This window comes from Paraburkholderia phymatum STM815 (genome assembly GCF_000020045.1).
Classification (GTDB): domain Bacteria; phylum Pseudomonadota; class Gammaproteobacteria; order Burkholderiales; family Burkholderiaceae; genus Paraburkholderia; species Paraburkholderia phymatum.
Genome location: NC_010623.1, coordinates 626,468 through 653,180 on the forward strand (window position 1 = coordinate 626,468; position 26,713 = coordinate 653,180).

The window sequence follows — 26,713 nt, forward strand, 5'->3', positions numbered from 1 at the left end:
GTCAGGTGACGAGCGTCACCACGCGATTGCGTCCGTCGGCTTTTGCCTTGTACATCGCGCGGTCCGCTTCGTCGACGAGCGTGCGCCCGAGCCGGTCGAGATCAGACCCAGACTGCATCGCATGTGCAGAGGCGCCAATCGACACCGTAAGCGGAATGCGCGCGCCGCCATTGTCGTGCAGCTCGAGTTGCGCGACGGCCGTGCGCATGCGTTCGGCCACAGCCAGCGAGTCCTTCAGGTCACCTTGCAGCAGCACGGCGAATTCTTCGCCGCCGTATCGCGCGATAGTGTCGCCGAGGCGCGTCTGCTTGCGCAGACATGCGCCGACCAGCGCAAGCGCGCGGTCGCCGATTGCATGGCCGTGCGCATCGTTGATCGGCTTGAAGCCGTCGATATCGATGAAGAGACAGCCGAGCGGCAAACGGTAACGCGACGCACGCATCGTCTCCTCGCGCAAACGCTCGTCGAAATAGCGGCGGTTGGGCAGACCCGTCAGCGCATCGGTTGCGCCGAGCCGTTCGAGCTGCTCGCGATGCGCGACATTGTCGAGGCTCGCCGCCACGATCACGGCGAAGCGTTCCAGCATGTCGGTCGCCATCCCTGCGGCGAAACGGCTTGCGTTGTCGCTGCCGAGGCACAGATAGCCGCTCAACAGACCGTTCGCGGCGAGCGGCAGCAGCGCGATGCTGGCCGCCGGCATGTCGCCGGCACGGAGCGCGTCGCGCGCCGCATCGTCCATCGACGCGCACGCACCGAGCCACGGACGTCCTTGTGCACACAGTCGCGTCGCCGCGTCGCCGGTTTCACGCGACGTATTCAGCGACCCTGCCGGGCTTCCGGCCGTCGGCGGAGTCACGTGACGCGAGGCCATCTCATGGAGCAGCGGCAACGTGTCGTTGAGCCAGAGCATCACACGCTCCAGTCCGAACTCGCGCGGCAGATAGTCGAACAGCACGCTGCAAAGCGCCTGAAAATCCTGTGCGCGGATCAGATGAAGTTCGACATCCTGGAAGCGGCGCAACGTGCGTTCATTGCGTTGCACTGTATCGACGAGTGCGCGAAGACGGACGGAGTGGGGCGTGTGTGTTGTGCTCATTGGGGCCGTTGCATTGCGGCCCGCTGCGGGGCCCAACGTCTGGTTATCGGCCTCGATGTGCGTTTGCTTGAGGCCGACCGTTGCGACCCCGGTTGCAACCTGTTTCTTGCTTTCAACCAACCGCAACGACGTCCGCTTTATACACCGGACGCGCAGTTTCAAATGCGCTTAGGAGCGCCGGCCAAGCGCCGCTTCGATCTTGCGATCGGTCTTGTACTGGCTCAGCGCGTAGACCGACCAGATCGCCGCGGGCAGCCAGCCGATGATCGTGAGCTGCAGCACGAGGCAGATGATCCCCGCGAACGGACGGCCAATCGTGAAGAACTGGAACCACGGCAAAAGCAGTGCAAGCAATAGACGCATGGGATTTCCTTCTGGTTGAAAAAACCTGGTTATACGTTGCGGCGCGCGTGCACGGCCGTTCCATAGCAGAGCACTTCCGTCACGCCCGCGCCGATCTCGGTCGCATCGTAGCGCATGCCGATGACAGCATTGGCGCCGAGCATCGCCGCGTCGGCCAGCATGCGCTCATACGCGTCCTGCCGTGCACGCTCGCACAACGAGGTGTACAGCGAGATGTTGCCGCCGAAGATGGTTTGCAGCCCCGCGCCAATCGATCCCACCACGGAACGAGAGCGCACGATGATGCCGCGTACCATGCCGAGCGACGCGTCGACGGTGTGGCCAGGCAAATCGAAGGTGGTGGAGACCATGTGTCGTTCAATCATGTCGCTTCCTCCGCTGGTTGATTCGTTTAGTTCAGCGGCCCGCCGCCCACAGCAGCGACAAACCGGATGAGAGCATCAAACCGTCGACGACCAGTCTGAACGTGCCGGGACTCATGCGCACGACGATGCGCCGCGCACAGAACGCGCCCGCCATCAACGCAGAACCGGTGATCAGCCCGTCGAGCACCACATGCAGCGGCAGCGCGCCGAAGTGATCGAAGGTCGCGACCTTCGCCCCATAGACGGCGAGCGAGCCGGCCGCTTCCGTCGCGAGAAACGCGCCTTTCACGAGGCCATATCCGATGAACACAGGCACCGTGATGGGTCCAGTCGACACGACGATGCCCGTCAGAAAGCCGACAGGCCCGCCGATCGCGGCGAGATGCCACCGCGAAAAGCGGACCGCGCGGCGCGCGAGCCAGCGGCGCGCGGGCACCATCGCGACGAAGAACAGGCCCAGCGCAATCTCGACGGCATGCGGCGGCAGCGCAAGCAGCGTGCGCACGCCGAGCGCCGCGCCCGGCACGGCCGTCGAGCAGTACGCACCGCATGCGCGCCAGTCGATCTCGCGCCACCACGCAAGCACCTTGCCGAAATTACCCATGATCGCTGCGATCGCCATGATGGGCACAGCCTGTTGCGGGCCGGACAGCATCACGAGCACGGGCATCAGCAGCATCGACGACCCCGTGCCGATCACACCGCTCAACGTACCCGCCGCAAGACCGACGGCCAGCACCAACAGATAACTCATGCGACTCCCCGAAAAGCGCCTCGGCGCCATGCTACTGGAAAATGGCGACATATCCGTCAAAGATGTGACGAATGCGGGACAAACACAACCACGACGTTGAAGAAGCGCCCGTCGTCGCTGTCATCGCATCGCGCAAGCCAACGGCGAAGGCTCCAGCGCCCTAACGCGCGAATATCGAAAACCAGCGCCGACATACGCGACGAACGGAACCGCGCCCGCAGCGGCGGTTTGAAGTCGCGCTTCGGCGATCCCGGTCTGCATGGGCGACGTATCCTGCTCCGATACGCAGACATCCGCACGAAGCCGGCCACGCCAGACTGCCCGCCGCATGAACGCCGACCGCCCGGTTGGCGAATCCGCACGTCCGTCTCTACAATGACCGGCCAGCAACTGCGTCTTGCACAGGTACACGATGATCCGCGATCAGGAAACACTGTCCATTCTTCTCGATTCGTTATCGCGCTTCGTGCGCGAGCGTCTCGTGCCCGCCGAAAACGAAGTCGCCGAAACGGATGAAATCCCTGCCGATATCGTCGGCGACATGCGCGAACTCGGACTCTTCGGCCTGTCGATTCCCGAGGAATACGGCGGCCTCGGTCTGACGATGGAAGAGGAAGTGCTCGCCGCGTTCGAGATCGCGAAAGCTTCGCCCGCATTCCGGTCGCTGATCGGCACGAATAACGGCATCGGTTCGCAAGGACTCGTCATCGACGGCACGGACGAGCAGAAGCAATACTATCTGCCGAAGCTCGCATCGGGTGAGCTGATCGCGTCGTTCGCACTGACGGAGCCGGGTTCGGGCTCGGACGCCGCTTCGCTGCGCACGACCGCCCTGCGCGATGGTGACCATTACGTGATCAATGGCACCAAGCGTTTCATTACCAATGCACCCGAAGCCGGCATCTATACGGTGATGGCGCGCACCAGCCCGGACAGCAAGGGTGCGGGCGGCATCTCTGCGTTCATCGTCGAAAAAGGCACGCCAGGCCTGTCGCTGGGCAAGATCGACAAGAAGATGGGCCAGAAAGGCGCGCACACCTGCGACGTGATCTTCGAGAACTGCCGCGTGCCTGCGTCGAACATGATCGGTGGCAAGGAAGGCGTCGGCTTCAAGACGGCCATGAAAGTCCTCGACAAGGGCCGCCTGCATATCTCCGCGATCTGCGTCGGCGCGGCCGAGCGCATGCTCGATGACGCGCTGCGCTATGCAATGGAGCGCAAGCAGTTCGGCCAGCCCATTGCCGAGTTTCAGCTGGTGCAGGCGATGCTCGCTGACAGCCGCGCGGAAATCTACGCCGCGCGTTCGATGGTGCTCGACGCCGCGCGCCGCCGCGACGAGAAACACGACGTATCGACGGAAGCATCGTGCTGCAAGCTGTTCGCGTCGGAGATGTGCGGGCGCGTCGCCGATCGCGCGGTGCAGATTCATGGCGGCGCAGGATATGTGTCCGACTATGCCGTCGAACGCTTCTATCGCGACGTGCGCCTGTTCCGCATTTACGAAGGCACGACGCAGATCCAGCAACTGGTGATCGCACGCAACATGATTCGCGACGCAAGCCGCTAAAGGACATCACGTCGATCGACGCAGACGTTTGCGATAGCGTTGATCGATGTCATTGCAGTTCAAAGTCTGCTTTAAATTACGCACGCGTGCAGGCACTTTTCCGATTGCCAGAAAAATCATCCCGTCCTAAACTGGGTTGATGACGCAACGCAACAAGCACCGATGATGCCTCAAGCGCTTCGATGCCCCGCATTCATCAACGCGTCATGCTTCTGCCTTTTTTTTCGCTGATCTTGATCGAAGCCGCGCCTCATTCGAGGCGCGTTGAAGTCTCGCTTTGGTATCAGGCCGCCTGACTCGTCGCGACGCCGAGCGCATCACCTGTTTGATGCGCGCATGCAGCCTCGCATGAAAACGCGGCACAGGCCCTTTGAGGGAGCAGATCCGAGCATGAATCAGTCTCAACCGATCTCCGCTTTATCCGGCACGTTCACCGCGCCGACGCCTTTCGCGTCGATGCCGGGCAATCTGTTCGCGCAAGGCTATGCATATGCCGTCGACGCATGGCAACGCAGCGTGCTGTTCGCCGACGTGATGCGTGAACGCGGCAATCAGTACCACGCTCACTTGCAGGAACGCGTGCCTAACGTGCTCGATTTCGGCGCGGAGCTTGTCGTCGATGGCCGCACCTTGCCGCGCCCGGTGAATTACGGGCTGGTGCGCATCGCTGCACCCGACGACCTGAAGCCTGACCGCGATCTCGTGGAAGGACGCGATCCCGGTCGCCTGCGTCCATTCGTGGTGGTCGACCCACGTGCGGGGCATGGCCCCGGCATCGGCGGATTCAAGCGCGATAGCGAAATCGGCGCAGCGCTGCGCGCCGGACATCCGTGCTATTTCGTCGGCTTTCTGCCCGACCCCGTGCCGGGACAGACAGTCGAAGACGTGATGCTCGCAGAAGCCGCATTCCTCGAAAAGGTCATCGAACTGCACCCAGACAGCCCTGGCAAACCTGCCGTAATCGCCAATTGCCAGGCAGGCTGGCAAGTGCTGATGACGGCTTCGATGCGCCCCGACCTGTTCGGACCGATCGTCGTCGCAGGCGCACCCGTGTCGTACTGGGCAGGCTGGCGCGGCAAGAACCCGATGCGCTATTCGGGCGGCATGCTCGGCGGCTCGTGGCTCACGGCGCTCACGGGCGACCTCGGAGATGGCCGCTTCGACGGTGCATGGCTGGTCGAGAACTTCGAGAACCTGAACCCCGCGAACACGCTCTGGACAAAACAATACAACCTGTACGCGAACATCGACACGGAAGGGCCGCGCTATCTCAGCTTCGAAAAGTACTGGGGCGGTCACGTCTTCCTGAACGCTGCCGAGATGCAGTACATCGTCGACAACCTGTTCGTCGGCAACCGCTTCGTGAGCGGCGAGATCGTCACGTCCGATGGCGTGCGGCTCGATCTGCGCAACATCCGCTCGCCTATCGTCGTGTTCTGCTCGTATGGCGACAACATCACGCCGCCGCCGCAGGCGCTCGGCTGGATCACCGACCTCTATCGCGACGACGCGGATCTGCTCGGTCACGATCAGACCATCGTCTACGCGACGCACGACAGCATCGGCCACCTTGGCATCTTCGTGTCGAGCAGCACGGGCAAGAAGGAACATCGCGAGTTCGTCAGCAACATCGATCTGATCGACCTGCTGCCGTCCGGCCTCTACGAAGCGGATATGGGCGCGAAGACGGAAGCGACCCCGCATGCGGATCTGGTGGAAGGCCAATATGTACTGTCGATCTCGCCGCGCACGATCGCCGACGTGCGCGAGATCGTGCAGCCCAATCCCGAGAGCGACAGGCGCTTCGCAACGGCCGCGTACGTGTCACGCTTTAACCTCGGCATGTATCGCAGCTTCCTGCAGCCGTGGGTGCGCGCCTGCACGACACCGTGGACGGCCGATATGTCGAGCAAGCTGCATCCGCTGCGCGTCACATACGAGTTGTGGTCCGATCGCAATCCGTTTGCATCGTCGGTCGCGCGGGCCGCCGCCAGCGTGAAGGAAGCGCGCGCGCCCGTCGCGGAAGACAACCCGTTCATGCAGATGCAAACCGCCATGTCGAATGCGATCATTGCGTCGCTCGATTACTATCGCGACATGCGCGACGCCGCCGTCGAACAGGCTTTCGAAACCATCTATGGCGCGCCGTGGCTGCAGGCGTTCGCGGGCCTTCCGCCGCAGAGCGACAGCGCAGCGAATGCCGCGTTGACGGAACCGGGCGACACGGAAGAGCGCGACGCATCGATCGTCGCGGAACACGAACGTCTGCGCAACGACATGATGCAAGGCGGTCTTGTCGAAGCGAGCGTGCGCGCGTTGCTGTACGTGCGGCGCACGCGCGGCGACGCAGACGAACGGCGCTTCAATCTCGCCCGCGAGATGCTGAGCAAGCTCTCCGATCGGGGCATCCTGTATTTCAAGCATGTGGTGCGCGAACAGGCCGCGCTGCTGCGCCTGGACAGCGAAGCTGCAATCGACGCGCTGCCGGGCCTGCTCTCCAATGCGCCGCACGACAATATCCGCAGCGCCGCGCGCGACATCGACGAGATCAGCACGATGCTGCCGCTCGAAGATAGCGAACGCGCCGATCTCGCCCGCGTGCTGTCGATCTTCGAATCGGCGTCGAAGAAGAAAACGGCGCGCCGCGCGGAGCCGGCGCGTCAGCAGGTCGAATGACAGCAGGCATCGTCAGGCGCGCGGAAGTTCGCTTTCCGCCGCGTATGACGTGCGCGGACCGGTTCACCTACGAGGGCACGCAACATGGAACACAAGCGCGAAAAATACGAGCGTCTCGTCGCCTTTGCGGCCACGCTCCCGCCAACGCCGACAGCCGTCGCGCATCCCTGCGATCACGATTCGCTGTCGGCCGTCGTCGAAGCAGCACGCATGAAGCTGATCGCGCCGATTCTGGTCGGTCCGCGCGCGAAGATCGAAGCGGCCGCGAAGGAAGGCAATCTCGATCTCGGCGACCTGCCCATCGTCGACGCGCCGCATAGCCATGCAGCCGCGGAAATCGCCGTACAACTGGTGCACGAAGGCCGCGCGCAAGCACTGATGAAAGGCTCGCTGCATACGGACGAACTGATGGGCGCTGTGGTCTCGCGCAGCACGGGCCTGCGCACCGAACGACGCGTGAGCCATTGCTTCATCATGGACGTGCCGGGTCACGACGAGGCCCTCATCATCACCGACGCCGCCGTCAACATCTCGCCGACGCTGGACGAAAAGCGCGACATCGTGCAGAACGCGATCGACCTCGCGCATGCGCTGCATGTTCCCGTTGTGCGTGTGGCGATTCTCTCGGCGATGGAAACGGTCAATTCCAAGGTGCCGTCGACGCTCGATGCCGCCGCGCTGTGCAAGATGGCCGATCGCGGACAGATCAAGGGCGGCATACTCGACGGCCCGCTCGCGCTCGACAACGCAATCAACGAAGAAGCCGCGAAGATCAAGGGCATCGATTCGCCCGTCGCGGGTCGCGCGAACGTACTCGTCGTGCCCGATCTCGAAGCGGGCAACATGCTTGCGAAGAGCCTCACGTTCCTCGCTGGCGCGGATGCCGCGGGCATCGTTCTCGGCGCGAAGGTACCCGTCATCCTCACGAGCCGCGCGGACTCCGTGATCACGCGGCTAGCCTCCTGCGCGGTTGCCTCGATGGTCGCGCTCGCGCGGCGCGAGCAGCCCGCTTCCGCCATCGTTTGATACGTCTCGAGGCATTGCATGGACGTCATTCTCGTCATCAACGCGGGTTCGTCTAGCATCAAGTTTCATGCGTTCCACGCACAGGGTGCGCAACTCGAACCCATCGCAGGCGGCAAGCTCGAAGAGATTTATACGAACCCGCGCTTCACGGCGAAGCGGCAAAACGGCGAGGTCATCGAAGACAAGCGCTGGCCCGAAGGCGAGCAACTCGGACATGACAACGCGATCGCGTTTCTGCTCGACTGGCTGCGCAGTCACGGCGAGGGCCGTGCGACGCTGCTCGCGGTCGGCCACCGCGTCGTGCATGGAGGCGACAAGTACGCCGAGCCGGTGCGCGTCGATGCGAAGGTGATGGAAGAACTCGAAGCGCTCGTGCCGCTCGCGCCGCTGCATCAACCGCACAATCTCGCGGCCATCCGCTCGATCATGGCGCGCAACACGAACGTGCCGCAGATCGCGTGCTTCGATACCGCGTTCCATCACACGCAGCCCGCCGTCGCGACGCGCTTCGCGCTGCCGCCCGACATCACGAGCCGCGGCGTGCGGCGTTACGGCTTTCATGGGCTGTCGTACGAATACATCGCAAGCGTGCTGCCGCAAGTCGACGAACGCGCGGCCAAAGGCAAGACCGTCGTGATGCATCTGGGCAACGGCGCGAGCATGGCGGCCTTCGATGGCTGCAAGAGCATCGCGAGCACGATGGGCTTCACGGCCGTCGAAGGGCTCGTGATGGGCACGCGCTCGGGCAGTCTCGATCCTGGCGTCGTGTTGTGGATGCTCGAAGAAGCGAACATGGACGCACGCGCGATCGAATCGCTGCTCTATAAGCGCTCGGGCCTGCTCGGCGTATCGGGCATTTCCAGCGACATGCGCACGCTGCTTGCCAGCGACGACCCGAAAGCCGCCGAAGCCGTCGAGCTGTTCTGCTACCGCATCTCGCGCGAACTCGGCTCGCTCGCGGCCGCACTCGGCGGCCTCGATGCGATCGTTTTCACCGCGGGCATCGGCGAACGCGCGGACGCGGTGCGCAAGCGCGTCGGCCAGCTGGCCGCGTGGCTCGGCGTATCGCTCGACGAAGCGGCAAACCAGCGCCACGGTCCGTGCATCAGCGATGCGAAAAGCGCGGTCGACGTATGGGTCATTCCGACCAACGAAGAACTGATGATCGCCCGGCACGCACTCAGCCGGCTGGAGAGCTAGACATGGAAAGGCCCACGGGACAGGTACTGGCAGGCAGCAAGGCGCTGATCGTCGGCATTGCCAATGAACACTCCATCGCATACGGTTGCGCGCGCGCATTCCGCGAGCTCGGCGCCGATCTGGCGATCACCTATCTGAACGACAAGGCCAAGCCCTACGTCGAGCCACTCGCGCAGGAACTCGGTGCGACGCTGCTGCTGCCGCTCGACGTGTCGAAGCCCGGCGAGCTCGAAGCCGTTTTCGATGCCGTGCGCACGACGTGGGGACGGCTCGACGTCGCCGTGCATTCGATCGCCTTCGCGCCGAAGGCGGACCTGCAAGGCGGCCTGCTGAACAGTTCGCCTGAAGGCTTTTCGGTCGCGATGGACATTTCGTGTCACTCGTTCATCCGCATGGCGCGCCTTGCCGCACCGCTGATGGACGACGGCGGGTCGCTGTTCGCGATGAGCTATCTGGGCGCGTCGCGGGTCGTGCCGAATTACGATCTGATGGGGCCCGTGAAGGCGGCCCTCGAAGCGTCGTGCCGGTATCTCGCGCACGAACTCGGCCCGAAGCGCATTCGCGTGCATCCCATTTCGCCCGGACCGTTGAAAACGCGCGCCGCATCGGGATTGAAGGACTTCGACCTGCTGCTCAACGAAGCGGCTGAGCGCGCACCGATCGGCGAACTCGTCGACATCATGGACGTCGGCTATACCTGCGCATTCCTCGCGACGCCGTACGCGCGCCGCATGACGGGCAACACAGTCTTCGTCGACGGCGGCGTGAGCATCATCGGCTGAAACGGTTGGCTTGCACGGAACTATTGGCCGGCGGTCTGCCGCAGAACGCCTCGCTCGACGAAATCAACACGCTCGTCTACCGCTATTCGCCCGCGGATTGCAGCGCTATCGAACTGGTCGGCGGGGCCGACGAACATACTGCGGCCCTCATCGCCATCAATGGCGCCAACGTGACGGCGCTGAACCCGGCGCTGAACCCGGCGCTGAACCCTATACGCCGCCGCCCATGTGAGCCCGCGTGTAAACCATTTTCTCCCACGCCGCGTTGTACTTCTGCACACCTCCTGCCGCCCGCGCTGACGCTCCCGCCTTTATGTCATAACATGATGGACCTGTCGCGCGGCTGCCCCTCGCAGCGGCATTCGTCCACTCACCGAATTACCGGTTCGAAAGAAACACGTAGTCGAAATGAACGATGCCTCGCATAAGATAGGTTCCATCTCCTCGTCGTCGAAAGCGCCTGCCGTGCCTACCCCGCCCACCGTTCCCAAGCCGGAACGCGCGCAGGATGCCTGGGCGCGCAAGGAGTCCGCGAAGCACGGCGGAATGCCGTGGGCGATGTTCGCGCTGTCGGCCATCGGCCTGCTGGTCGGCGTATTCGCCGTGATCGGGCCGGAGCACGTGTCCGTGGCCGTCGCCAAAACCCTGCTGACGGTCGGCTGCATGCTGGTCGCGGCACTGGCGGGCGTCGTCGCGTCGGATCTGTCGCGCAACCGCTGACAGTTCGCGCACCGGCATGGGGCATAGGCGGTTGCATAAAACTGGTGCACCGCACCACTTTCCCTGTTATACTTGCAGATTCACTTTTCTGCACGCGTCGAATTGCGTCCCGACTGGGCATCCGAACAGGCTTGCCAACAGCCTCAACGGGCTCCCAACCGGTCCGCGCCGATCGATTCGTGCAACACCCCGCCCTCCCTCACGATCCGACAGGTCACGCCACCTGCCGCGCGCGTGCGCGCGGGGTAGCGAAACAGCCTGCCGAGGAGAACGTATTGGCAAAGCTTGACCGGGACAACTCCCAGTTCGAAACCACCGCAGCGAAAACCCCCAAGCGCGCAGCAAAGGCCAAGGCGCAACCCGCCGCGCCGCAAGACTCGGCCTTGATGGAATCTCTCGCTGAAGAACGTCAACGTCAGATGCGCGCACTGATCGCGCTGGGCCGCGAGCGCGGCTATTTGACGCATGCCGACATCAACGACCACCTTCCCGACAATTTCACCGAAACGGCCGCGATGGAAACCATCGTCAGCACGTTCGGCGAAATGGGCGTCTCCGTATACGAAACGGCGCCCGACGCGGAAACGCTGTTGCTGAACGACGGGCCGTCGGCGGCCGCATCGGACGATCAGGCCGATGAAGAAGCCGAGGTCGCACTGTCCACCGTCGACTCCGAATTCGGGCGCACCACCGACCCGGTGCGCATGTACATGCGTGAAATGGGCGCGAGCGAGCTGCTGACGCGCGCCGGCGAAATCGAAATCGCCAAGCGCATCGAAGGCGGCCTGCAGGACATGGTGCAAGCCATCGCGATGTGCCCGTCCATCATCGCGACGATTCTCGCGGACGTCGACCGCGTCGTGGCGGGCGAAATCCGCATCGACGAGCTGGTCGACGGCATCAGTGACACGACGGAAGCCGCCGAACTCGACGACGACTCAGCCGAAGCCGCCGCTGAAGAAGAACTGGAAACGAGCGCCTCGGACGACGATTCCGACGACGAAGACGGCGATCTTTCCGACGATGGCGGCGAAAAGGCCAATGCCGCGCGCCTCGAACAGCTGACGGCGGACAGCCTCGCGATCTTCGAGCGCGTGCGCGCTCTGTTCGCCAGCGTCCCCGACATGCCCGTCACGGACAAGCGCCGCGCCACGGCCATCGCGAATCTGCGCGAGTCGATCCAGCAGGAACTCACGCCGATCCGCTTCACGGCGAAGACCATCGACCGCTTGTGCGCGGAAGTGCAGGCGCAGGTCGCGCAGGTTCGCGCGATCGAACGCAGCATCCTGCAGATCGCGGTGGACCGCTGCGACATGCCGCGCGAGACGTTCGTCGAATCGTTCCCGGGTAACGAAACGGATCTCGACTGGACGATGCGCGTCGCCGCGAAGTCGAAGACCTACGGCCCCGCGCTCGAGCGTCACCTGCCCGCCATCCAGTCGGAACAGCAGAAGCTCGTCGACATCGAAGCGTCGATCGCGCTGCCGCTGCAACAACTGAAGCAGATCAACAAGCAGCTCGGCTCGGCTGAATCGAAGATGCGCCAGGCCAAGCGCGAGATGATCGAAGCGAACCTGCGTCTCGTGATTTCGATCGCGAAGAAGTACGTGAATCGCGGCATGCACTTCCTCGATCTGATCCAGGAAGGCAACATCGGCCTGATGAAGGCGGTGGACAAGTTCGAATACCGTCGCGGCTGGAAGTTCTCGACGTACGCAACGTGGTGGGTCCGTCAGGCCATCACGCGCGCAATCGCCGACCAGGCACGCACCATTCGTGTGCCGGTTCACATGATCGAGTCGATCAACAAGCTGAACCGCATCCAGCGCGAGATCGTGCAGCAGACGGGCCAGGAGCCGCATCCCTCCGTCCTCGCCGAACGCATGGACATGCCTGAAGCGAAGATTCGCAGCATCCTGAAGATCGCGAAGAACCCGGCCTCGCTGGATTCGCCCGTCGGTGAAGATGCCGACACGACGCTCGGCGACATGATCGAAGACACGTCGGCAACATCGCCCGCCGACGCCGCCGTGCATGCGAACATGCGCCGCGCGATCGACGAAGCGCTCGACGCGCTCACGCCGCGCGAGGCGAAAGTGCTGCGCATGCGTTACGGCATCGACACGGCTTCGGAATTGACGCTCGAAGAAGTGGGCCGCCAGTTCGACGTGACGCGCGAACGTATCCGCCAGATCGAAGGCAAGGCGATCCGCAAGCTCAATCACCCGAGCCGCGCGGACAAGCTGCGCCCGTTCCTCGAACGCAGCTGATGCATCTGGCCGCAGCAGTTCACGCATGCGGCCTGATGCGGTGAAACAGCTTCAAAGCAAAAGCGCGGCAGCCTCAAGGGCTGCCGCGCTTTTTTTTCATTCCTGCGATTCGCTCATGCGAGCTGATTCAGCACTCAGTGATGCTCGCTGTATTCCTTGCGAGCCATCGGCGTTGCGCGGACCTTCGCATACTGGAATGCCGGGATCGCCTTCACGGCATCCTTTGTCGCGCCCGCCCAGACCAGCTTGCCGTTCGAATAGTCGATTTGCGACAGCGGGACGGCGACGTCATGCTGCGACACGCCGAGGAACTGATGCGCGGCGACGATTGCGAACGACGCTGCGTTGTCCGGCGCAATGATGATGTCATGGAGCACGCCGACCTTCTGGCCCTGCTCGTTGTAGATCGGCTTGCCGAGCAGGCTCTTCTTCGCGCTCCAGCCATTGATGATGATCGCTTCCTGCTCCACGCTCACGCCGATGGTCTGCGAGCCCGCCACCTGCGCGCTTGCCTGACTGGACATCACGCCGAACGTCGATGCCGCGATCAAAACCGCTGCCCATTTTGCTTTCATAGCTTATTCTCCGATGTGTAATGTTGCTAGAAACTGCCGTTGCTGTGAGAAGCAACACACCTTACCTCATCAGAAAGAAACCGTCGCAGAAGGGTACACGCGCCGTTTCGGATCTGCACGGCGGCGCGCGATGCAGGGCTTGGCCACTACTTCGCGAGGTGCAATCCTTTTGCGAGCACCGTGTTGTCCTTCTTGTTCACGAGCCAGACGGCCTGAACGTTGGCATGCAGCGTCGAGGTGCGGCGAGTGATATCGGTGGGCTCTTCGTCGGTGGGATCGCTGTGCTCACGCGTCTCCGTCAGATACGGTGGTTCGAGCGTGCACACGAGCACGATTGCAAAGTTGTCGTCGGCCTGCTCGAAGCTGGCTTGCGGCAGCTTCAGACGGCCGCGCGCTGTCGTCTTCTTGCCTGCCGTCGCCAGTTCGATCGAATCGATTTTCTGGATAAAGCCCTTGGCCTTCGCATCGGGTGCGATCACGAGACCGCGTCCGCGCGGGCCCTCGATGCTCTGATAAAGCTGGATGACGTCGGGATCGTCGTCGCTTGCAAGCGGCACGTTGACGCTCAGCATATGCGTGCTCGACCGGTACAGGATGCCGTGCGGCGCGGGAATCATGAACAGGAACGTGCGCTGCGCGTTCCCCGCCGTCGCCGCACGACCATGCACGAAGCGATCGTATGGCTCGCGCGCCAGCTTGCGGATGCGCTCGGTGAGCGAATGTGTCTCGCCCGTGGAGATCTGGCTCGCGAACATGTCGCGCACCTTGACGGGATCGTCGGCCGTAAAGCGGTCGGGCGTGGACGCGGCGCTCGCTTGCTGTGTCTGTTGCGCGCCTTGCGTTTCGTTCGACGCTTTCGGCTCGCTAGCCTTGTGCGCGGCAGTCGATGCAGCATAGACCACCGTACCGCCGCTCGACGCCAGCGCAACACAAAGCGCGACACCCACAGCAGACAGCACGCGATTTGCCGAAGCAAGCACAGGATTCAGAACTTGCACAACATCCTCTCCGTTGACGATGGGCGCTATCGCTGCGCCTCGATGTGTCGAACACCATTCAATTCAGCTCGCATTCTAAGCGTATTCCTTCATCGTGATAGGACATGCGCCCACGTGCCCAACGCGCGCGAAAAAAAACGCCAGGCACATCTGCACCTGGCGTACTTGACAATCGACTGCATGGGCGCGCGAAGCGCCCTTGTTCTTATTGGCTATTTCATCACCAGCACATTGCTCACCAGTTGATTCCAATACGACGGCAGGTTCTTGTATGGATTCGGCACGCCCGTCGACGCGACGAACGCGCTGCCCGCACCATGCCCTTCCGTGTATATCGACGCCCGGTTGCCCGCCTTTAGGCTTTAGCCCGGAAATATAAACGGGGAGAGAGTCATCGTGCGACAACTGACGTCGCGATCCTGACTAATTGAACGTTTGCGAAGGACGATAATGCGGTTCGCAAACGTCTTCTTCTAATGGAGAGCGGCAGTGCAGCCGCCCGAAAAATATTCAGCCGAGCAGTCCGCGCGCTACGAGATTCGCGTAAAGCGCACGCACGCCGAACGTCCACGGCGTGATCTCGGTGCATAGCTGCACGGTGTTGCGCAACGCTCCGAGCTGCGGCGTCGAGATCGTGACGATATCGCCGAGGTGATGCGTAAAGCCGCCGCCCTTCGCATCGCGATCCTTGATCGGCGAAAACATCGTGCCGAGGAACAGCATGAAGCCGTCCGGATACTGATGATGTTTGCCGCATGTCTGCGCGACGAGATCGGCGGGATCGCGGCTGATCTCCGACATATGGCTCACGCCTTCGAGCAGAAAACCGTCGTCGACGCCTTCGACCCGCAGCGACACGCTCGCGCGCCGCACGGCATCGAGCGTGAAGTCGCCGTCGAACAGACGCACGAACGGTCCGATCGAACACGAGCCGTTGTTGTCCTTGCATTTGCCGAGTAGCAAGGCAGAACGTCCTTCGATATCGCGCAGATTCACATCGTTGCCCAGCGCCGCGCCCACCACCACGGCCTTGCTGTTGACGGCCAGCACGATCTCCGGCTCGGGATTGTTCCAGGTGGATGCCGCGAGCAGCCCGACGTCGGCGCCGAAGCCCACGGACGACATCGGCTGCGACTTCGAAAACACTTCCGCGTCCGGGCCGATGCCCACTTCCATGTATTGCGACCACGCGCCGCGACGTTCGAGCTCCGCTTTCAGACGCGCCGCCGCGTCCGAGCCGGGCTTGACCTTCGACAGATCCGTGCCGATCACCGTTGCAATCGTCTGCCGCACTTCTTCGGCCTTCGCGGGATCGCCGCCCGCCTGCTCTTCGATCACGCGCTCGATCAGACTCACCGCGAACGTGACGCCGCATGCCTTGATCGGCTGGACGTCGCACGGTGCGAGCAGACGCAGCGTCGCCGAGGCGTCGTTCGCAAGGTTCGCCGCGATCAGTTCGGCTGCGCTGCAAAGGCGTTCGCCCGGTGCGTTGCGTGCAACGTCGACGGCATCGTCGCGTTCGAACAGATCGGCCGTGGTCGGCGCGCTCGACGTGATGTCGTACACGTCGCCGTTACGCACGGCCACGACGCACGGTCCTTCATGATGATCCGTCTTGCGCCACACGCGGCCGATCAGCAGCGCATGGCCGAGGTCGTCGGGTAGATAGTTCGCTGCCGTCAGTTGGGTCGATGCTGTCATGAAGCGGGTCTCCAATGTTCGTTAGACGAGTGCGCGCGCCAATTACGCAAACACCTTCAATGCGAGTGACGCGGATTGCCTCGTTCGGCGATGACTTTCAGATAGAGCGTTGCAGGTTCGAGGCAGCCGCCCGTCGACAGCTGACCGACCGTCTGACGATACAGCTCCTGCCACGGCGTTTGCGCAGGCGGAACGTCGAACTTCATGCTGGCGCGGCGCCGTTCGAGTTCTTCATCGTCGACAAGCAGTTGCACGCTTCGCGCGTTCAGATCGACACGAATCCGGTCGTTCGTGCGCAGCAGCGCAAGGCCGCCGCCTACAGCCGCTTCCGGCGACATGTTGAGAATGGACGGACTCGCCGACGTACCGCTCTGCCGCCCGTCGCCCATGCAGGGCAGCGACGTGATGCCCTTGCGCACGAGATCCGCGGGCGGCGCCATGTTGACCACTTCCGCGCTGCCGGGATAACCGACCGGGCCCACGCCGCGAATGATCAGCATGCAGTGCTCGTCGATCTTCAGCGAAGGATCGTTGATACGTGCGTGATAGTCCTCGGGGCCGTCGAAGACGATCGCGCGCGTCTCGAACGTGTTCTCGCTGCCGGGTTCGCTCAGATACGTCTGCCGGAACGCGTCGCCGACCACCGACATCTTCATGATCGCGCTGTCGAAGAAGTTGCCGGACAGCACGATAAAGCCCGCGCCATGCTTGAGCGGCTCTTCTGCCGTGCGGATCACGTCGCGATCACCCGTCGCGGCATCCGTCGCGATATCGCCGATCGTGCGGCCCGACACCGTGATGCACGATTCGTGAATGAGGCCGGCGCGTTTCAGTTCGTGCAGCACGGCGGGCACGCCGCCCGCGCGATGAAAACCCTCGCCGAGATATTCGCCCGCCGGCATGCAATTGACGAGCAGGGGCACCTGCTCGCCGACCCGCTGCCAGTCGGCCAGACTCAGCTCCACGCCGATATGCCGCGCAATCGCGATCAGATGCGGCGGACAGTTGCTCGATGCGCCCAGCGCCGACGCAACGACGATCGCATTCTCGAACGCCTCTTTCGTCATGACGTGGGATGGCTTCAGATCTTCGCGAACCATCGCGACAATGCGCTTGCCCGTAGCATACGCCATCTGCCCGCGCTCGCGATACGCAGCGGGAATGCTCGCGCAGCCGGGCAGCGACATGCCGAGCGCTTCCGCGAGGCTGTTCATCGACAGCGCGGTGCCCATTGTGTTGCAGTGCCCGATGGAAGGCGACGAGGCCGTCGTCAGTTCCATGAAGCCTTCGTAGTCGATCTCACCGGCCGCCAGCAGATTGCGGGCATGCCAGATAACGGTGCCGGAGCCGACGCGTTTGCCTTGATACCAGCCGTCGAGCATGGGGCCGCCCGACAGGACGATAGCGGGCAGGTCGACCGTCGCGGCGGCCATCAGGCACGCAGGCGTGGTCTTGTCGCAGCCGGTGGTGAGCACGACGCCGTCGAGCGGAAACCCATGCAGTATTTCGACGAGACCGAGATAAGCGAGATTGCGATCGAGCGCGGCCGTTGGCCGGCGGCTCTGTTCGGCAAGCGGATGCACGGGAAATTCCATCGGGATGCCGCCCGCGTCGCGAATGCCCGCCTTCGTGCGCTCCGCGAGTTCGATGTGATGGCGGTTGCACGGCGCGAGGTCGCTGCCCGTCTGCGCGATGCCGATGATCGGCCGGCCCGATTGCAGCTCTTCACGCGTGAGGCCGTAGTTCATGAAGCGCTCGACATACAGCGCCGTCATGTCCGCGTGCGAAGGGTCGTCGAACCATTCCTGGCTGCGCAGACGACGACCCGCCGACGCTTGCGTCCTGTCCGTCATACCGTGTCTCCATATAGGCGTGTGCCGTCACACCAGCTCATCGATGCACGCGCAAAACACGCGACATGCAGCGGACGTTATCGGTAACATCCGATCATGGTAGCACGGCTGCCGCGGGCATGGAACGCCGGGAAGCGGGGCCGACAAGCGGTGAGTCAGGCGCTTTCTCGCGCAATGACGGTGTAGTCGATTTTCACGCTGTTGCGAGCGGGCGTGCGTGTGGACATTGCGCGACGCGGCATACCGTTCGCGCCGTCGTTCTCGCGGAGCGCGGCGAGCAGCGTTTCGCCCGTGCGCGTGCCGATGCCGTATGCGTCGACGGAAATTGTCGTGATGGTCGGCGTGCAGCATTCAGCGACCTCGAAATTGCCGAACCCCGCGACGGCAATGTCGGCGGGCACCGACAGGCCGCGCCGACGGCATTGCATGATCGCGCCGAACGCGGACATATCGCTCACGCACATCACGGCGTCCGTGTCGGGCCATCGCTGCAGCAGCGCATCGAGTGCGGGCGCGCCGTGACGCATCGTGATGGGCGAATCGCCCAGACGCACGACACGTTCGCTCATACCCTGCGCCTTCACTTCCTGCCGATAGCCCTTGAGCCGTTCGAGTCCGCGCCGGTCCAACTCGCTCGCGCCGCCGATGAAGCCGATGCGCCGATAGCCGCGCCCGGCCAGATACCGCACCATCTCGCGCGCCGCTTTCGCATTGGAAAAACCGACAGCCGCATCGATGGGCAACGCAGGCAGATCCCACATTTCGACGACGGGCACGCCTGCGCGCACCAGCAGTTCGCGCGTCGCGGACGTGTGCTGCGCGCCCGTCAACGCAATGCAGCGCGGCTGATGGCGCAGCATCGAACGTACGAGCCGTTCTTCGCGTTCGAGGTCGTAGTCGGTATCGCCGATCAGCAACTGCAGGCCGTGCGGCTCCAATGCGGCCGTAAGTCCGCGCACGGTATCGGAGAAGTTGGAACTGGCCAGCGACGGCACGAGCACGGCGGCAAAGGCCGAGCGCCCCGAAGACAGTGCGCCTGCCGCAGCATCCGCGACATAGCCGAGCTGGTCGATTGCCCGCTGCACGCGCTCGCGCGTGGCGGCTGCGACGCCGCGCCCCGCCAGCACGCGCGACACCGTCATCTTCGATACGCCCGCGAGCGCCGCGACGTCGGACATGCGCGGCGGGGCCGCGAGCGGGCTGCGCGCCTCGGAGGCGCGCTTTGCGGTGCGTGGAGTGCTCGACATGCCGATGGGTGCGGTCGCGTTCGTGGACAGGCGCATATGATAACGGCAGCACCACGCGCGCCACGCCCGTGCTCGATCACATCCGCGATCGATGCAGCGCGCGGCATCAATCCGCGACACGCAACGCGCTGCGTTTTTCGATCAGCCCCGGCACTGACACACGCATTGCAAACACGGCACCGGACTGCGGATACTGTTCGAGCTCTTCCGCGGAACGCCCCTGGCGCGCCGTCGTCACGTAGAGCGTGCGCAGATCGTCGCCGCCGAACGTACACATGGTCGGACAGCGTGCGGCGAGCGGATGCGTTTCGACCACTTTGCCGTCAGGCGAGATCCGCACGACGCGCCCTCCTTCGTACAACGCCGCCCAATAAAACCCCTCGCTATCCACCGATGCGCCATCGGGACGCCCGCGATCCGTCGGCGTCGGCTCGAATTTCACCCACTCTTCGCGCGGTCCGACCTCGCCGCTGTCGACATCGTACGAATGGCGGTAGATGGTGAAGCGCGGCGTGTCCGAGTGATAGCACCAGCGGTAGTCGGGGCTGAACGCCATGCCGTTCGACGTCAGCAAGCCGGCGTCGACCTTCGTCAACGCGCCGTTTCCATAGCAGTAGAGCGCTGCCGCGTTGCCCGCCTTCGGCTCGTCGAGCGTGCCTAGCCAGAAGCGCCCGTGCGCGTCGCAACGGCCATCGTTGAAGCGGCTTGTCGCGGGGTTCTCCGGGTTCGCGCAGAGCTTGCGCACGACCTGCCCTTTTGCGTCGAGCAGAAAAATGCCCGTGCGCATGCCGGCGATGAAACCGTCGTCCTCCGTCAGGGAAAAGCAGCCGATGTTCTCAGGCATCGGCAGCATCGTGTCCTGCCCCGTCTTCGGATCGAAGGCGTGCAGCGCGGGCGCCTGGATGTCCACCCACCACAGCTTCGCGCGGCGTTCGTCCCAGCGCGGGCATTCGCCGAGCGCGGCGGCGGCGGGCAACACACACTCCAATGTCTGCATGATGACTGTCCTCTCTGCTGGCGGCGCGAAGGGCGCGGGCGCACCCACGAAACAGTAGCAGACATTCGGGTGCGCGCTGAGCTCGCGGCTCGAATCCGCCGGAGCAGCGCGATGCGCCGGGCGCGCTCGTGGTGCGCCGCCGCACAGTGGTAGTGCAGTCGCGCATCCAACGGAAGCGGGCATACGAAAAAACAGGGCGTTCACCGGGCTCGTATGCGTTGGCCCCGTTCTTGCGTTGAGTGCTGCGCCGGCAAAGGCGCCGGCATCGAATCACAAACGGGCGCGGCAACGCGCGCGCTGGAACACAGCATCGGTCAGGACAGCGGCGTCCCCTTCGTGCATGCACGGACGGGACGCCGTTTGCGTTGGCGACCAGCAATCGACGATGGAGAAACGGATGAACACGGGCAAAGTCACTCTTGTCAGCGCAGGGCCTGGCGACCTCGATCTGCTGACCTTCAGGGCGGCGAAGGCCATCGCGGCAGGCGACGTGCTGCTGATCGACGACCTCGTGAACGAAGAGATCACAACGCTGAAGTCCGCGCATGCGCGCGTCGTCAAGGTCGGCAAACGCGGCGGCTGCAAGTCGACGCCGCAGGCGTTCATCCAGCGCCTGATGCGCCGTTATGCACTGCAAGGCAAGCACGTCGTGCGCATCAAAGGTGGCGATGCGCTGCTATTCGGCCGCGCCGGGGAAGAAATTGCCGACCTGCGGCACGCGGGCATCGCCGTGGAAATCGTCAACGGTATTTCGTCCGGCTTTGCGGCAGCGGCAGCGCTCGGCGTGTCGCTCACGCATCGCGATCATTGCCAGGGCGTGATCTTCGTCACGGCGCATCTGCGCGACAACACCGAGCCCGACTGGGCGGCGCTCGCGGCCACGGGCATGACGCTGGCAATCTACATGGGCGCGAGCCGTATCGACAGCATCAGCGAAGCATTGAGCAGGACACTCACGCCCGATACGCCCGCTGCCGTCGTGCAGTGGGCAGGCACCTCTCGCGAGAAACGGCTGTGTGCGACGCTCGGCGACATCGCCGCGTGCGCGGCGGAGCAGCACGTTGCCAGCCCGGCTGTGATCCTCGTCGGCGGCGCGATCGGCGAGGCAATGGCGCAAGTGTCCGCGCGCAGCGAACCGATGCTGCAGCGATTGAGCGCCTGACTCGCTCAAATGCCGCCGGGACGGCCGCACATCAGCTTCAGGATGTCGGCTTGAGTCAGCATGCCGACCACGCGCCCGCCCTCTTCCACCACGGGCAAATGATGATGGCCGTTCGTCGTGAAGAGCGGAATGATTTCCGTGAGCGGCGTCAGCACGTCGACGTACCGGACGTGGGCCGACATCACGGTCGTGACGGGCCACTCGCGCCGTTCGCTTTCGGGCGCGGTCGTGTCGGACGCGAGTTTCAGAAACGGCAGCACTTCGTCGAGCGGCTGCAGATCGACATGCGTGACGACGCCTTTGAGCCGCCCATGCGTGTCGACCACGGGCAGCAGCTTGATATGGTGAGCGTCGAGCGTTTTCAATGCGCCACCGATGGTTTCGTCGACGGAAACGGTAACGGGCGGCGTACGCATCACATCTGCGCAGGTGAGCCGCAACAGTTCGTGCAGATAGGCCTGCCGTTGCAGTTCGCCGAGCAGCGCCCGCCGTTCGTCCTGCGGCGAGCAGCGCTCAGCGTCGTCCGGGCTGTCAGTGCCGTCGCTACGGCCGTGATCCCGTCCGACATGCTGCTGGGCTCCGAAACACCAATGCAATACCGACGAAATTGACATGTTCCGCCTCCGCGGTGACGGTCGAACGTGCATGAAACACTTATTGCGGCGATGCGCGCCCGCGGTTCCCGCTGCGCTGCCGTAGCGCGGAGCACGTCGGCCGCTTACATCGCTTTCCGTTACTTTACATCATAACGTGAGCTATTTGCTGGCGGCGCCCGGTCGTGTGGGCGAACGGGAGAACGGCCCTTGCATGCGATAATCGAGCTTACGTCGCGCCGCGACCGCTCCTTGCTCCTGCCCTTGAAATCGCTTCTCGCCCCGCTCGACCAGATCGCGGATTTCGATGAAATCGTCGACGTCCGCACGCCGCTCGAATTCGCCGAAGACCATATTCCCGGCGCAATCAACGCGCCCGTATTGTCCAATGAAGAGCGCGTGATTATCGGCACGATGTACAAGCAGGTGTCGCCGTTCGAAGCGACCCGGCAAGGCGCGGCGATGGTGTCGCGCAACATCGCCGCGCACCTCGAAACGACCTTCGCGGACCGTCCGCGCAACTGGCGCCCGCTCGTCTATTGCTGGCGCGGCGGCAAACGCTCCGGCTCGATGACGACATGGTTCAATCTGATCGGCTGGCGCGCGCGCCAACTCGATGGCGGCTACAAGACCTATCGCCGCAGCGTGGTCGAACTGCTCGAAACCCTGCCGCAGCAGTTCCGTTACATCGTGCTCGCGGGCCACACGGGCAGCGGCAAGACGCGGCTCCTGAACGCGCTGGCGGGCGCCGACGCGCAAACGCTGGATCTCGAAGCGCTCGCCGCCCACCGCGGCTCGATTCTCGGCATGCTGCCTGATGAGGCGCAGCCCTCGCAGAAAGCGTTCGACACCGCGCTCATCGGCGCCTTGCGCGGCTTCGACGCGAACCAGCCGGTATTCGTCGAAGCGGAAAGCCGCCGTATCGGCGCAATCGCGCTGCCTGTCTCATTGACGGAACAGATCCATCGCGGCACCTGCATCCGGGTCGAGACGGAACGCGACGAGCGCATCCGTTTGCTGCTCCAGGACTACGCGCATCTGTTCGACAACCGCGCGCTCTTCAAGTCGCAACTTGCGCGGCTGGTCGAATTGCACGGCCACGCGCGCATTGAGGAATGGCACAAATTGATCGACGAAGACCGCCGCGTCGAACTGTTCGAGCAGTTGATCGATCTGCACTACGACCCCGCGTATGCGCGCAGCACGGGCAAGCATTTTGCGAAGTTGCCCGAGTCGACGCATTTTGTGCTGCGGCCCACAGATGCCGATCTCCACGAGCAGGCCTGCGCACTGCTCGCCCGCCTGCGCTGACGCCGCTTCGGCCGTTTTCAGCGTTTCGATGCGCAGGGCGTCACCAATGCTCGGCCGTCGGCCAGGGCAGCCTTTGCAGCGACCAGTCCAGTTCCGCGCCGACCACGCAGCGTCCGCCCTCCGACTGCAACGCGACGGTCACGGCAATACACGGCCTGCCGCTTGCGAGCGACAGATACGGGCTGCTCGTGATCGGTACGCCCGGCTTCAGCACGGCATTGCGGAAATACGGCCGATGATCCCAGCGCGCGTCCCGGGGATTCGCGACGGGATGCAGCGATCCACCGTCGATCGCCGATGCCTTGCCCGGCAATTCGTGCCCGATCTGCCGCCCCGCATCGTCGAGCACGAAACAGCTGATACAGAGTTCCAGCTGCGCGAGATCGTAGAACGCATCCTTCAGCGGCGTGCCCTTCAGCCATGCATCGACGCCTGCATCGAGCGCCTGCCGGTAGGGACGCACTTCCGATTCGAACAAGGCATGCTGATGCGCACGCCCCTCCGCGATCACATCGAACGCATGATCGATGCGCCGGTGCACGGCATCGGGCGGCGTGATGGACGGCGCCGGACGGCCCAGCAGAAAGCCCTGTGCGAAATCGACGTTCGATTCGACCGCGAGGATCAGCTGCTCCGTCGTCTCGACGCCTTCGACGACCACGAGCATCCCCGCCTGGTGCAGCAACGACACCAGCTTCGGCAAAATGGGCTGGTCCGCGCCGTGGCTCTTCGCGCGAATCAGCTCGCCGTCCAGCTTGACCAGATCGGGCCGGATGCGCAGCAGACGATCGAGATTCGAATGCCCTGCACCGAAATCGTCAACGGCGATCAGGAAGCCGTGGTCGCGATACTGGCTAGCCACACGCGACATCTCGTCGACGCTGCCGCCGTGCGACTCCAGCAGTTCGAGCACTACGCGCCCTGCGGAAATTCCCGCTGAACGCGCGATCTGCGCGAGCTGATCGGGGTAGCCGTCGGCGACGAATGTCGATGGCAGAATGTTCAGGAACACCCATGCATCGTCGGGAATCAGGCGGCGCGCATTGCCGAGGTGCAGCGCGTGACTCACGCGGTCCAGTTCGCCCTGATCGGTGAACGGCTTCGGCGAAAACAGCACGGCGGGCGGCACCTGCGCGCCGTCCTCGCGCTCGCCGCGCAACAGCGCCTCGAAGCCGACCTGCTTCTGGTGCGAGAGGCTGTAAAGCGGCTGGAAATGCGAGGTCAGCCAGAAATCGTCCCACTGCTGACGCACCGGCTGCGATGCCGCGCCGTCCGCGTCGTCGTGCGTCCTGGCGAGACGCACGGGGTCGACGAGCGTCGCGCGCTCTGCGCACACGCGGTTGCGCCCCGAATACTTCGCGCGCAGAAGCGCTTCGTCCGCGCGGTCGAGCAGGGCCATCACGCTCTCGCCCGGCCGGTATTCCGCGACGCCGAAGCTCGCACCCAACTGCCCATCCGGCCGCGCAATGCGCCCGATCGCCGCGCGCAGCGTTTCGGCGAGTTGCACAGCGGGACGCAGCGCCGCGCCGTGCAACAGCGCGAATTCTTCGCCGCCGATACGGCTCACGATATCTCCCGCCCCCGTCATCTCCTTCAGCACGCGCGCCACGTCCGACAGCGCCTGATCGCCGACGGCATGCCCGAACTGGTCGTTGAGCGACTTGAAATAGTCGATGTCGAGAAAAATCGCGCTCGTCTTCGCTCCGGGGTCCAGCGACGACAAACGCAGCGCCGCCTGCTCCAGAAACGCCCGGCGGTTTTGCAGGCCAGTCAGCGGATCGGTGGCGGCGAGGCGCGCGAGCCGGTCTTCGAGCAAAAAGTGATTGCGGCGGAGCCCGTAGAAGCCGAAGTGAAACACTGCTGCCGTCGGCAACGCGATCAGGACCCACATCCAGCACACGACGCTGACGTCGCCGTGCGGATGCGGCAGGCTCAGCAAAAACGGCGTGCCCGCCGCGTAAAACAGTGCAGTGCCGATGCAGAAGTGCGCCGGCGTCAGCCACAATGGTGCGGCGCAGACGGAAACCACGACTATCGCGGGCAACGCCCACAGCAGCGGCTCGTCGAGTCCGGCGACGTTGACCGCGAGCCCCGCCAGCAGCACGAGGGTGTACGCAACACCAATGCCGCCGAAGACCCAGATCCGCCGCGTGCGCGGAATCGCGGCGACCAGCAACGCAAGGACGAGCGCGCACGCCAGCCGCCATACGAGCGGCACAGCCGGTCCCGCGACGAGGCTGCGCGCACACACGAAAATGATGAAGGCGACGACGGTAAACGCCATCGTCACGGTAGAAAGGGGGCGCTGGTGTTCCAGCGAACGTCGGTGAAACCGGCTTCTAAATCCGGCGTCGGACGTCTGTTCCGTCGGGGAGAAAAGCATTGTCTATCAGGCCAGTTCCGGTCACTTTGCCCGTGTATAACGGCAGTAAAGGCCTGAGATTAATACTTCAGATCAATTTGCACCCGCGAAGAGTCAATTTCCTGAACATCGACTCATTTGACATTCGATGCTCCTGCGCTTGATGGTTTGCATATCCGATGCGAATCACGTTGCGGATGCAACCGTCGATTCCCTTTATGTGGGACATGTCACCCTTCAACCTTGCGCGCTATAGCGGCGGCCGCTGCGATTCGAGCCAGCGCTGCACGGACGGTGAAGAAGCAGTGCGTTTGTCGACGACATGGTTTTCTTGCAGACGTGATGGTCTTTAGCGCTGCACGCGTTCATAACCCGTTCACAACCTGAGTTCGAGAAAGCGCGTTCCCGCGACGGCATTCGTATAGTACGGCGCCGTTTCAGTGAAGCCCAGCCGCTCGTACAACCGTTGTGCGAATGCAGTTTGCGGTACGGAATCCAATACGAGCTTTGCATAGCCCGATGATCTTGCTTTGCCGATCACGCGCATCATCAGTTGTTCTCCGAGCGCCAGACCGCGATATGCGGGCCGCACGTAAAGGCGTTTGACTTCCGCGACCTCGTCCGAATGACGCAGCAGTCCGCCGCAGCCTGCCAGTTCGCCGTCCGCTTGCGCAATGAAAAACACACCGGAGGGCCATGTGTACGTCTGTTCGAACGACTGCATTTCCTCTTCGAAACCGCGATACGACAGATCCATGTCGAGCCAGCGCACGTACTCGCGAATGATCGCGACGAGAGGCCCGGCATCGGCCGGCAACACGGCTTCGCGAATCCGCGGCACTACTTGATTGGGCGTTACTGGAGTAAATGAAGTGGTCATGTCGCCCTCGCATCCATACCGGATCAATCGTACGGCGTGCAGCGTAGCGCGCGCGCAAACAGCGTGTCTTGAACGTTTGTGCATGGCCGGACAAAGAGCGATATCTTCCACATCTTTTCACGCGGCAACCTCCCGTAAGCAATCGGCTTTATCGCCCGTTGCTCGCGCGAATGCGCGCGCACGCGGCACCTATGCTTGCAGGTCGAGACTATCTG

At 63.6% G+C, this 26,713-nt stretch carries 23 protein-coding genes; 10 read left to right on the plus strand and 13 right to left on the minus strand.

Annotated elements, in window-relative coordinates; genetic code table 11:
• Position 1 precedes the first annotated feature (1 nt).
• From BPHY_RS18585 to BPHY_RS18600, 4 genes are all read right to left on the minus strand, one after another.
• Entirely contained in the window at positions 2-1,096 is a 1,095-nt protein-coding gene (locus tag BPHY_RS18585) for a GGDEF domain-containing protein (protein WP_041765097.1), read from the minus strand.
• 168 nt (positions 1,097-1,264) lie between these two features.
• Positions 1,265-1,459, minus strand: coding sequence for a YqaE/Pmp3 family membrane protein (locus BPHY_RS18590; protein WP_012402987.1), 195 nt, complete (start codon positions 1,457-1,459; stop codon positions 1,265-1,267).
• A gap of 29 nt (positions 1,460-1,488) precedes the next feature.
• Positions 1,489-1,824, minus strand: a complete 336-nt coding sequence (locus BPHY_RS18595; protein ID WP_012402988.1) for a YbjQ family protein — start codon at positions 1,822-1,824, stop codon at positions 1,489-1,491.
• Between the two features lie 31 nt (positions 1,825-1,855).
• Positions 1,856-2,578, minus strand: a complete 723-nt coding sequence (locus tag BPHY_RS18600; RefSeq protein WP_012402989.1) for a sulfite exporter TauE/SafE family protein — start codon at positions 2,576-2,578, stop codon at positions 1,856-1,858.
• Between the two features lie 412 nt (positions 2,579-2,990).
• Between BPHY_RS18600 and BPHY_RS18610 the strand changes: the two genes are divergently transcribed.
• The 8 genes from BPHY_RS18610 to rpoD all read left to right on the plus strand — a co-directional run bounded on the left by BPHY_RS18610 (position 2,991) and on the right by rpoD (position 12,819).
• Positions 2,991-4,145: an acyl-CoA dehydrogenase family protein gene (locus tag BPHY_RS18610; protein WP_012402991.1), complete on the plus strand. Its 1,155-nt coding sequence runs from the start codon at positions 2,991-2,993 to the stop codon at positions 4,143-4,145.
• A gap of 390 nt (positions 4,146-4,535) precedes the next feature.
• A complete protein-coding gene (locus tag BPHY_RS18615) occupies positions 4,536-6,821 on the plus strand; it encodes a DUF3141 domain-containing protein (RefSeq protein WP_012402992.1) in 2,286 nt (761 codons plus the stop codon).
• Positions 6,822-6,905: 84 nt separating this feature from the next.
• On the plus strand, positions 6,906-7,847 hold the full coding sequence (locus tag BPHY_RS18620) for a phosphate acetyltransferase (RefSeq protein WP_012402993.1): 942 nt from the start codon (positions 6,906-6,908) through the stop codon (positions 7,845-7,847).
• An 18-nt stretch (positions 7,848-7,865) separates the two neighbouring features.
• Complete coding sequence (locus tag BPHY_RS18625; protein ID WP_012402994.1) at positions 7,866-9,047, plus strand: acetate/propionate family kinase; 1,182 nt, start codon at positions 7,866-7,868, stop codon at positions 9,045-9,047.
• A 2-nt stretch (positions 9,048-9,049) separates the two neighbouring features.
• A complete protein-coding gene (fabI, locus tag BPHY_RS18630; RefSeq protein WP_012402995.1) occupies positions 9,050-9,829 on the plus strand; it encodes an enoyl-ACP reductase FabI in 780 nt (259 codons plus the stop codon).
• A 23-nt stretch (positions 9,830-9,852) separates the two neighbouring features.
• Positions 9,853-10,257, plus strand: coding sequence for a hypothetical protein (locus BPHY_RS42910; RefSeq protein ID WP_176061964.1), 405 nt, complete (start codon positions 9,853-9,855; stop codon positions 10,255-10,257).
• Between the two features lie 37 nt (positions 10,258-10,294).
• Positions 10,295-10,549: a hypothetical protein gene (locus tag BPHY_RS18635; RefSeq protein ID WP_244257806.1), complete on the plus strand. Its 255-nt coding sequence runs from the start codon at positions 10,295-10,297 to the stop codon at positions 10,547-10,549.
• A gap of 275 nt (positions 10,550-10,824) precedes the next feature.
• Positions 10,825-12,819 (plus strand): RNA polymerase sigma factor RpoD, encoded by a 1,995-nt coding sequence (gene rpoD, locus BPHY_RS18640; RefSeq protein ID WP_012402998.1) that lies wholly within the window; start codon positions 10,825-10,827, stop codon positions 12,817-12,819.
• Between the two features lie 134 nt (positions 12,820-12,953).
• Here rpoD and BPHY_RS18645 read toward each other — a convergent pair whose 3' ends face one another.
• From BPHY_RS18645 to BPHY_RS18670, 6 genes are all read right to left on the minus strand, one after another.
• Positions 12,954-13,394, minus strand: a complete 441-nt coding sequence (locus BPHY_RS18645) for a PRC-barrel domain-containing protein (protein ID WP_012402999.1) — start codon at positions 13,392-13,394, stop codon at positions 12,954-12,956.
• 146 nt (positions 13,395-13,540) lie between these two features.
• On the minus strand, positions 13,541-14,392 hold the full coding sequence (locus tag BPHY_RS18650) for a hypothetical protein (protein WP_012403000.1): 852 nt from the start codon (positions 14,390-14,392) through the stop codon (positions 13,541-13,543).
• Between the two features lie 510 nt (positions 14,393-14,902).
• Positions 14,903-16,093, minus strand: coding sequence for a fumarylacetoacetate hydrolase family protein (locus BPHY_RS18655; protein WP_012403001.1), 1,191 nt, complete (start codon positions 16,091-16,093; stop codon positions 14,903-14,905).
• A 56-nt stretch (positions 16,094-16,149) separates the two neighbouring features.
• Positions 16,150-17,946 carry an IlvD/Edd family dehydratase gene (locus BPHY_RS18660; RefSeq protein ID WP_012403002.1) on the minus strand — a complete coding sequence of 599 codons (1,797 nt, stop codon included), beginning with the start codon at positions 17,944-17,946 and terminating at the stop codon, positions 16,150-16,152.
• Positions 17,947-18,101: 155 nt separating this feature from the next.
• On the minus strand, positions 18,102-19,124 hold the full coding sequence (locus tag BPHY_RS18665; protein WP_041765100.1) for a LacI family DNA-binding transcriptional regulator: 1,023 nt from the start codon (positions 19,122-19,124) through the stop codon (positions 18,102-18,104).
• A gap of 175 nt (positions 19,125-19,299) precedes the next feature.
• The gene (locus BPHY_RS18670; protein ID WP_012403004.1) at positions 19,300-20,190 is read right to left on the minus strand and encodes an SMP-30/gluconolactonase/LRE family protein; all 891 of its coding nucleotides are present in this window, start codon (positions 20,188-20,190) and stop codon (positions 19,300-19,302) included.
• A gap of 397 nt (positions 20,191-20,587) precedes the next feature.
• Here BPHY_RS18670 and cobA point away from each other — a divergent pair, with 397 nt between their 5' ends.
• Positions 20,588-21,352 carry a uroporphyrinogen-III C-methyltransferase gene (cobA, locus tag BPHY_RS18675; RefSeq protein WP_012403005.1) on the plus strand — a complete coding sequence of 255 codons (765 nt, stop codon included), beginning with the start codon at positions 20,588-20,590 and terminating at the stop codon, positions 21,350-21,352.
• A 5-nt stretch (positions 21,353-21,357) separates the two neighbouring features.
• Here the strand turns inward: cobA and BPHY_RS18680 are convergent, their stop codons facing one another.
• Positions 21,358-21,966, minus strand: a complete 609-nt coding sequence (locus BPHY_RS18680) for a CBS domain-containing protein (protein WP_012403006.1) — start codon at positions 21,964-21,966, stop codon at positions 21,358-21,360.
• Positions 21,967-22,209: 243 nt separating this feature from the next.
• On the opposite strand from BPHY_RS18680, the gene mnmH reads away from it, so the two are divergent.
• A complete protein-coding gene (mnmH, locus tag BPHY_RS18685; protein ID WP_041765103.1) occupies positions 22,210-23,256 on the plus strand; it encodes a tRNA 2-selenouridine(34) synthase MnmH in 1,047 nt (348 codons plus the stop codon).
• A 40-nt stretch (positions 23,257-23,296) separates the two neighbouring features.
• Here the strand turns inward: mnmH and BPHY_RS18690 are convergent, their stop codons facing one another.
• Both BPHY_RS18690 and BPHY_RS18695 read right to left on the minus strand, forming a co-directional pair.
• A complete protein-coding gene (locus BPHY_RS18690) occupies positions 23,297-25,639 on the minus strand; it encodes a bifunctional diguanylate cyclase/phosphodiesterase (RefSeq protein WP_012403008.1) in 2,343 nt (780 codons plus the stop codon).
• 355 nt (positions 25,640-25,994) lie between these two features.
• The gene (locus BPHY_RS18695) at positions 25,995-26,498 is read right to left on the minus strand and encodes a GNAT family N-acetyltransferase (protein ID WP_012403009.1); all 504 of its coding nucleotides are present in this window, start codon (positions 26,496-26,498) and stop codon (positions 25,995-25,997) included.
• Positions 26,499-26,713: the final 215 nt, after the last annotated feature.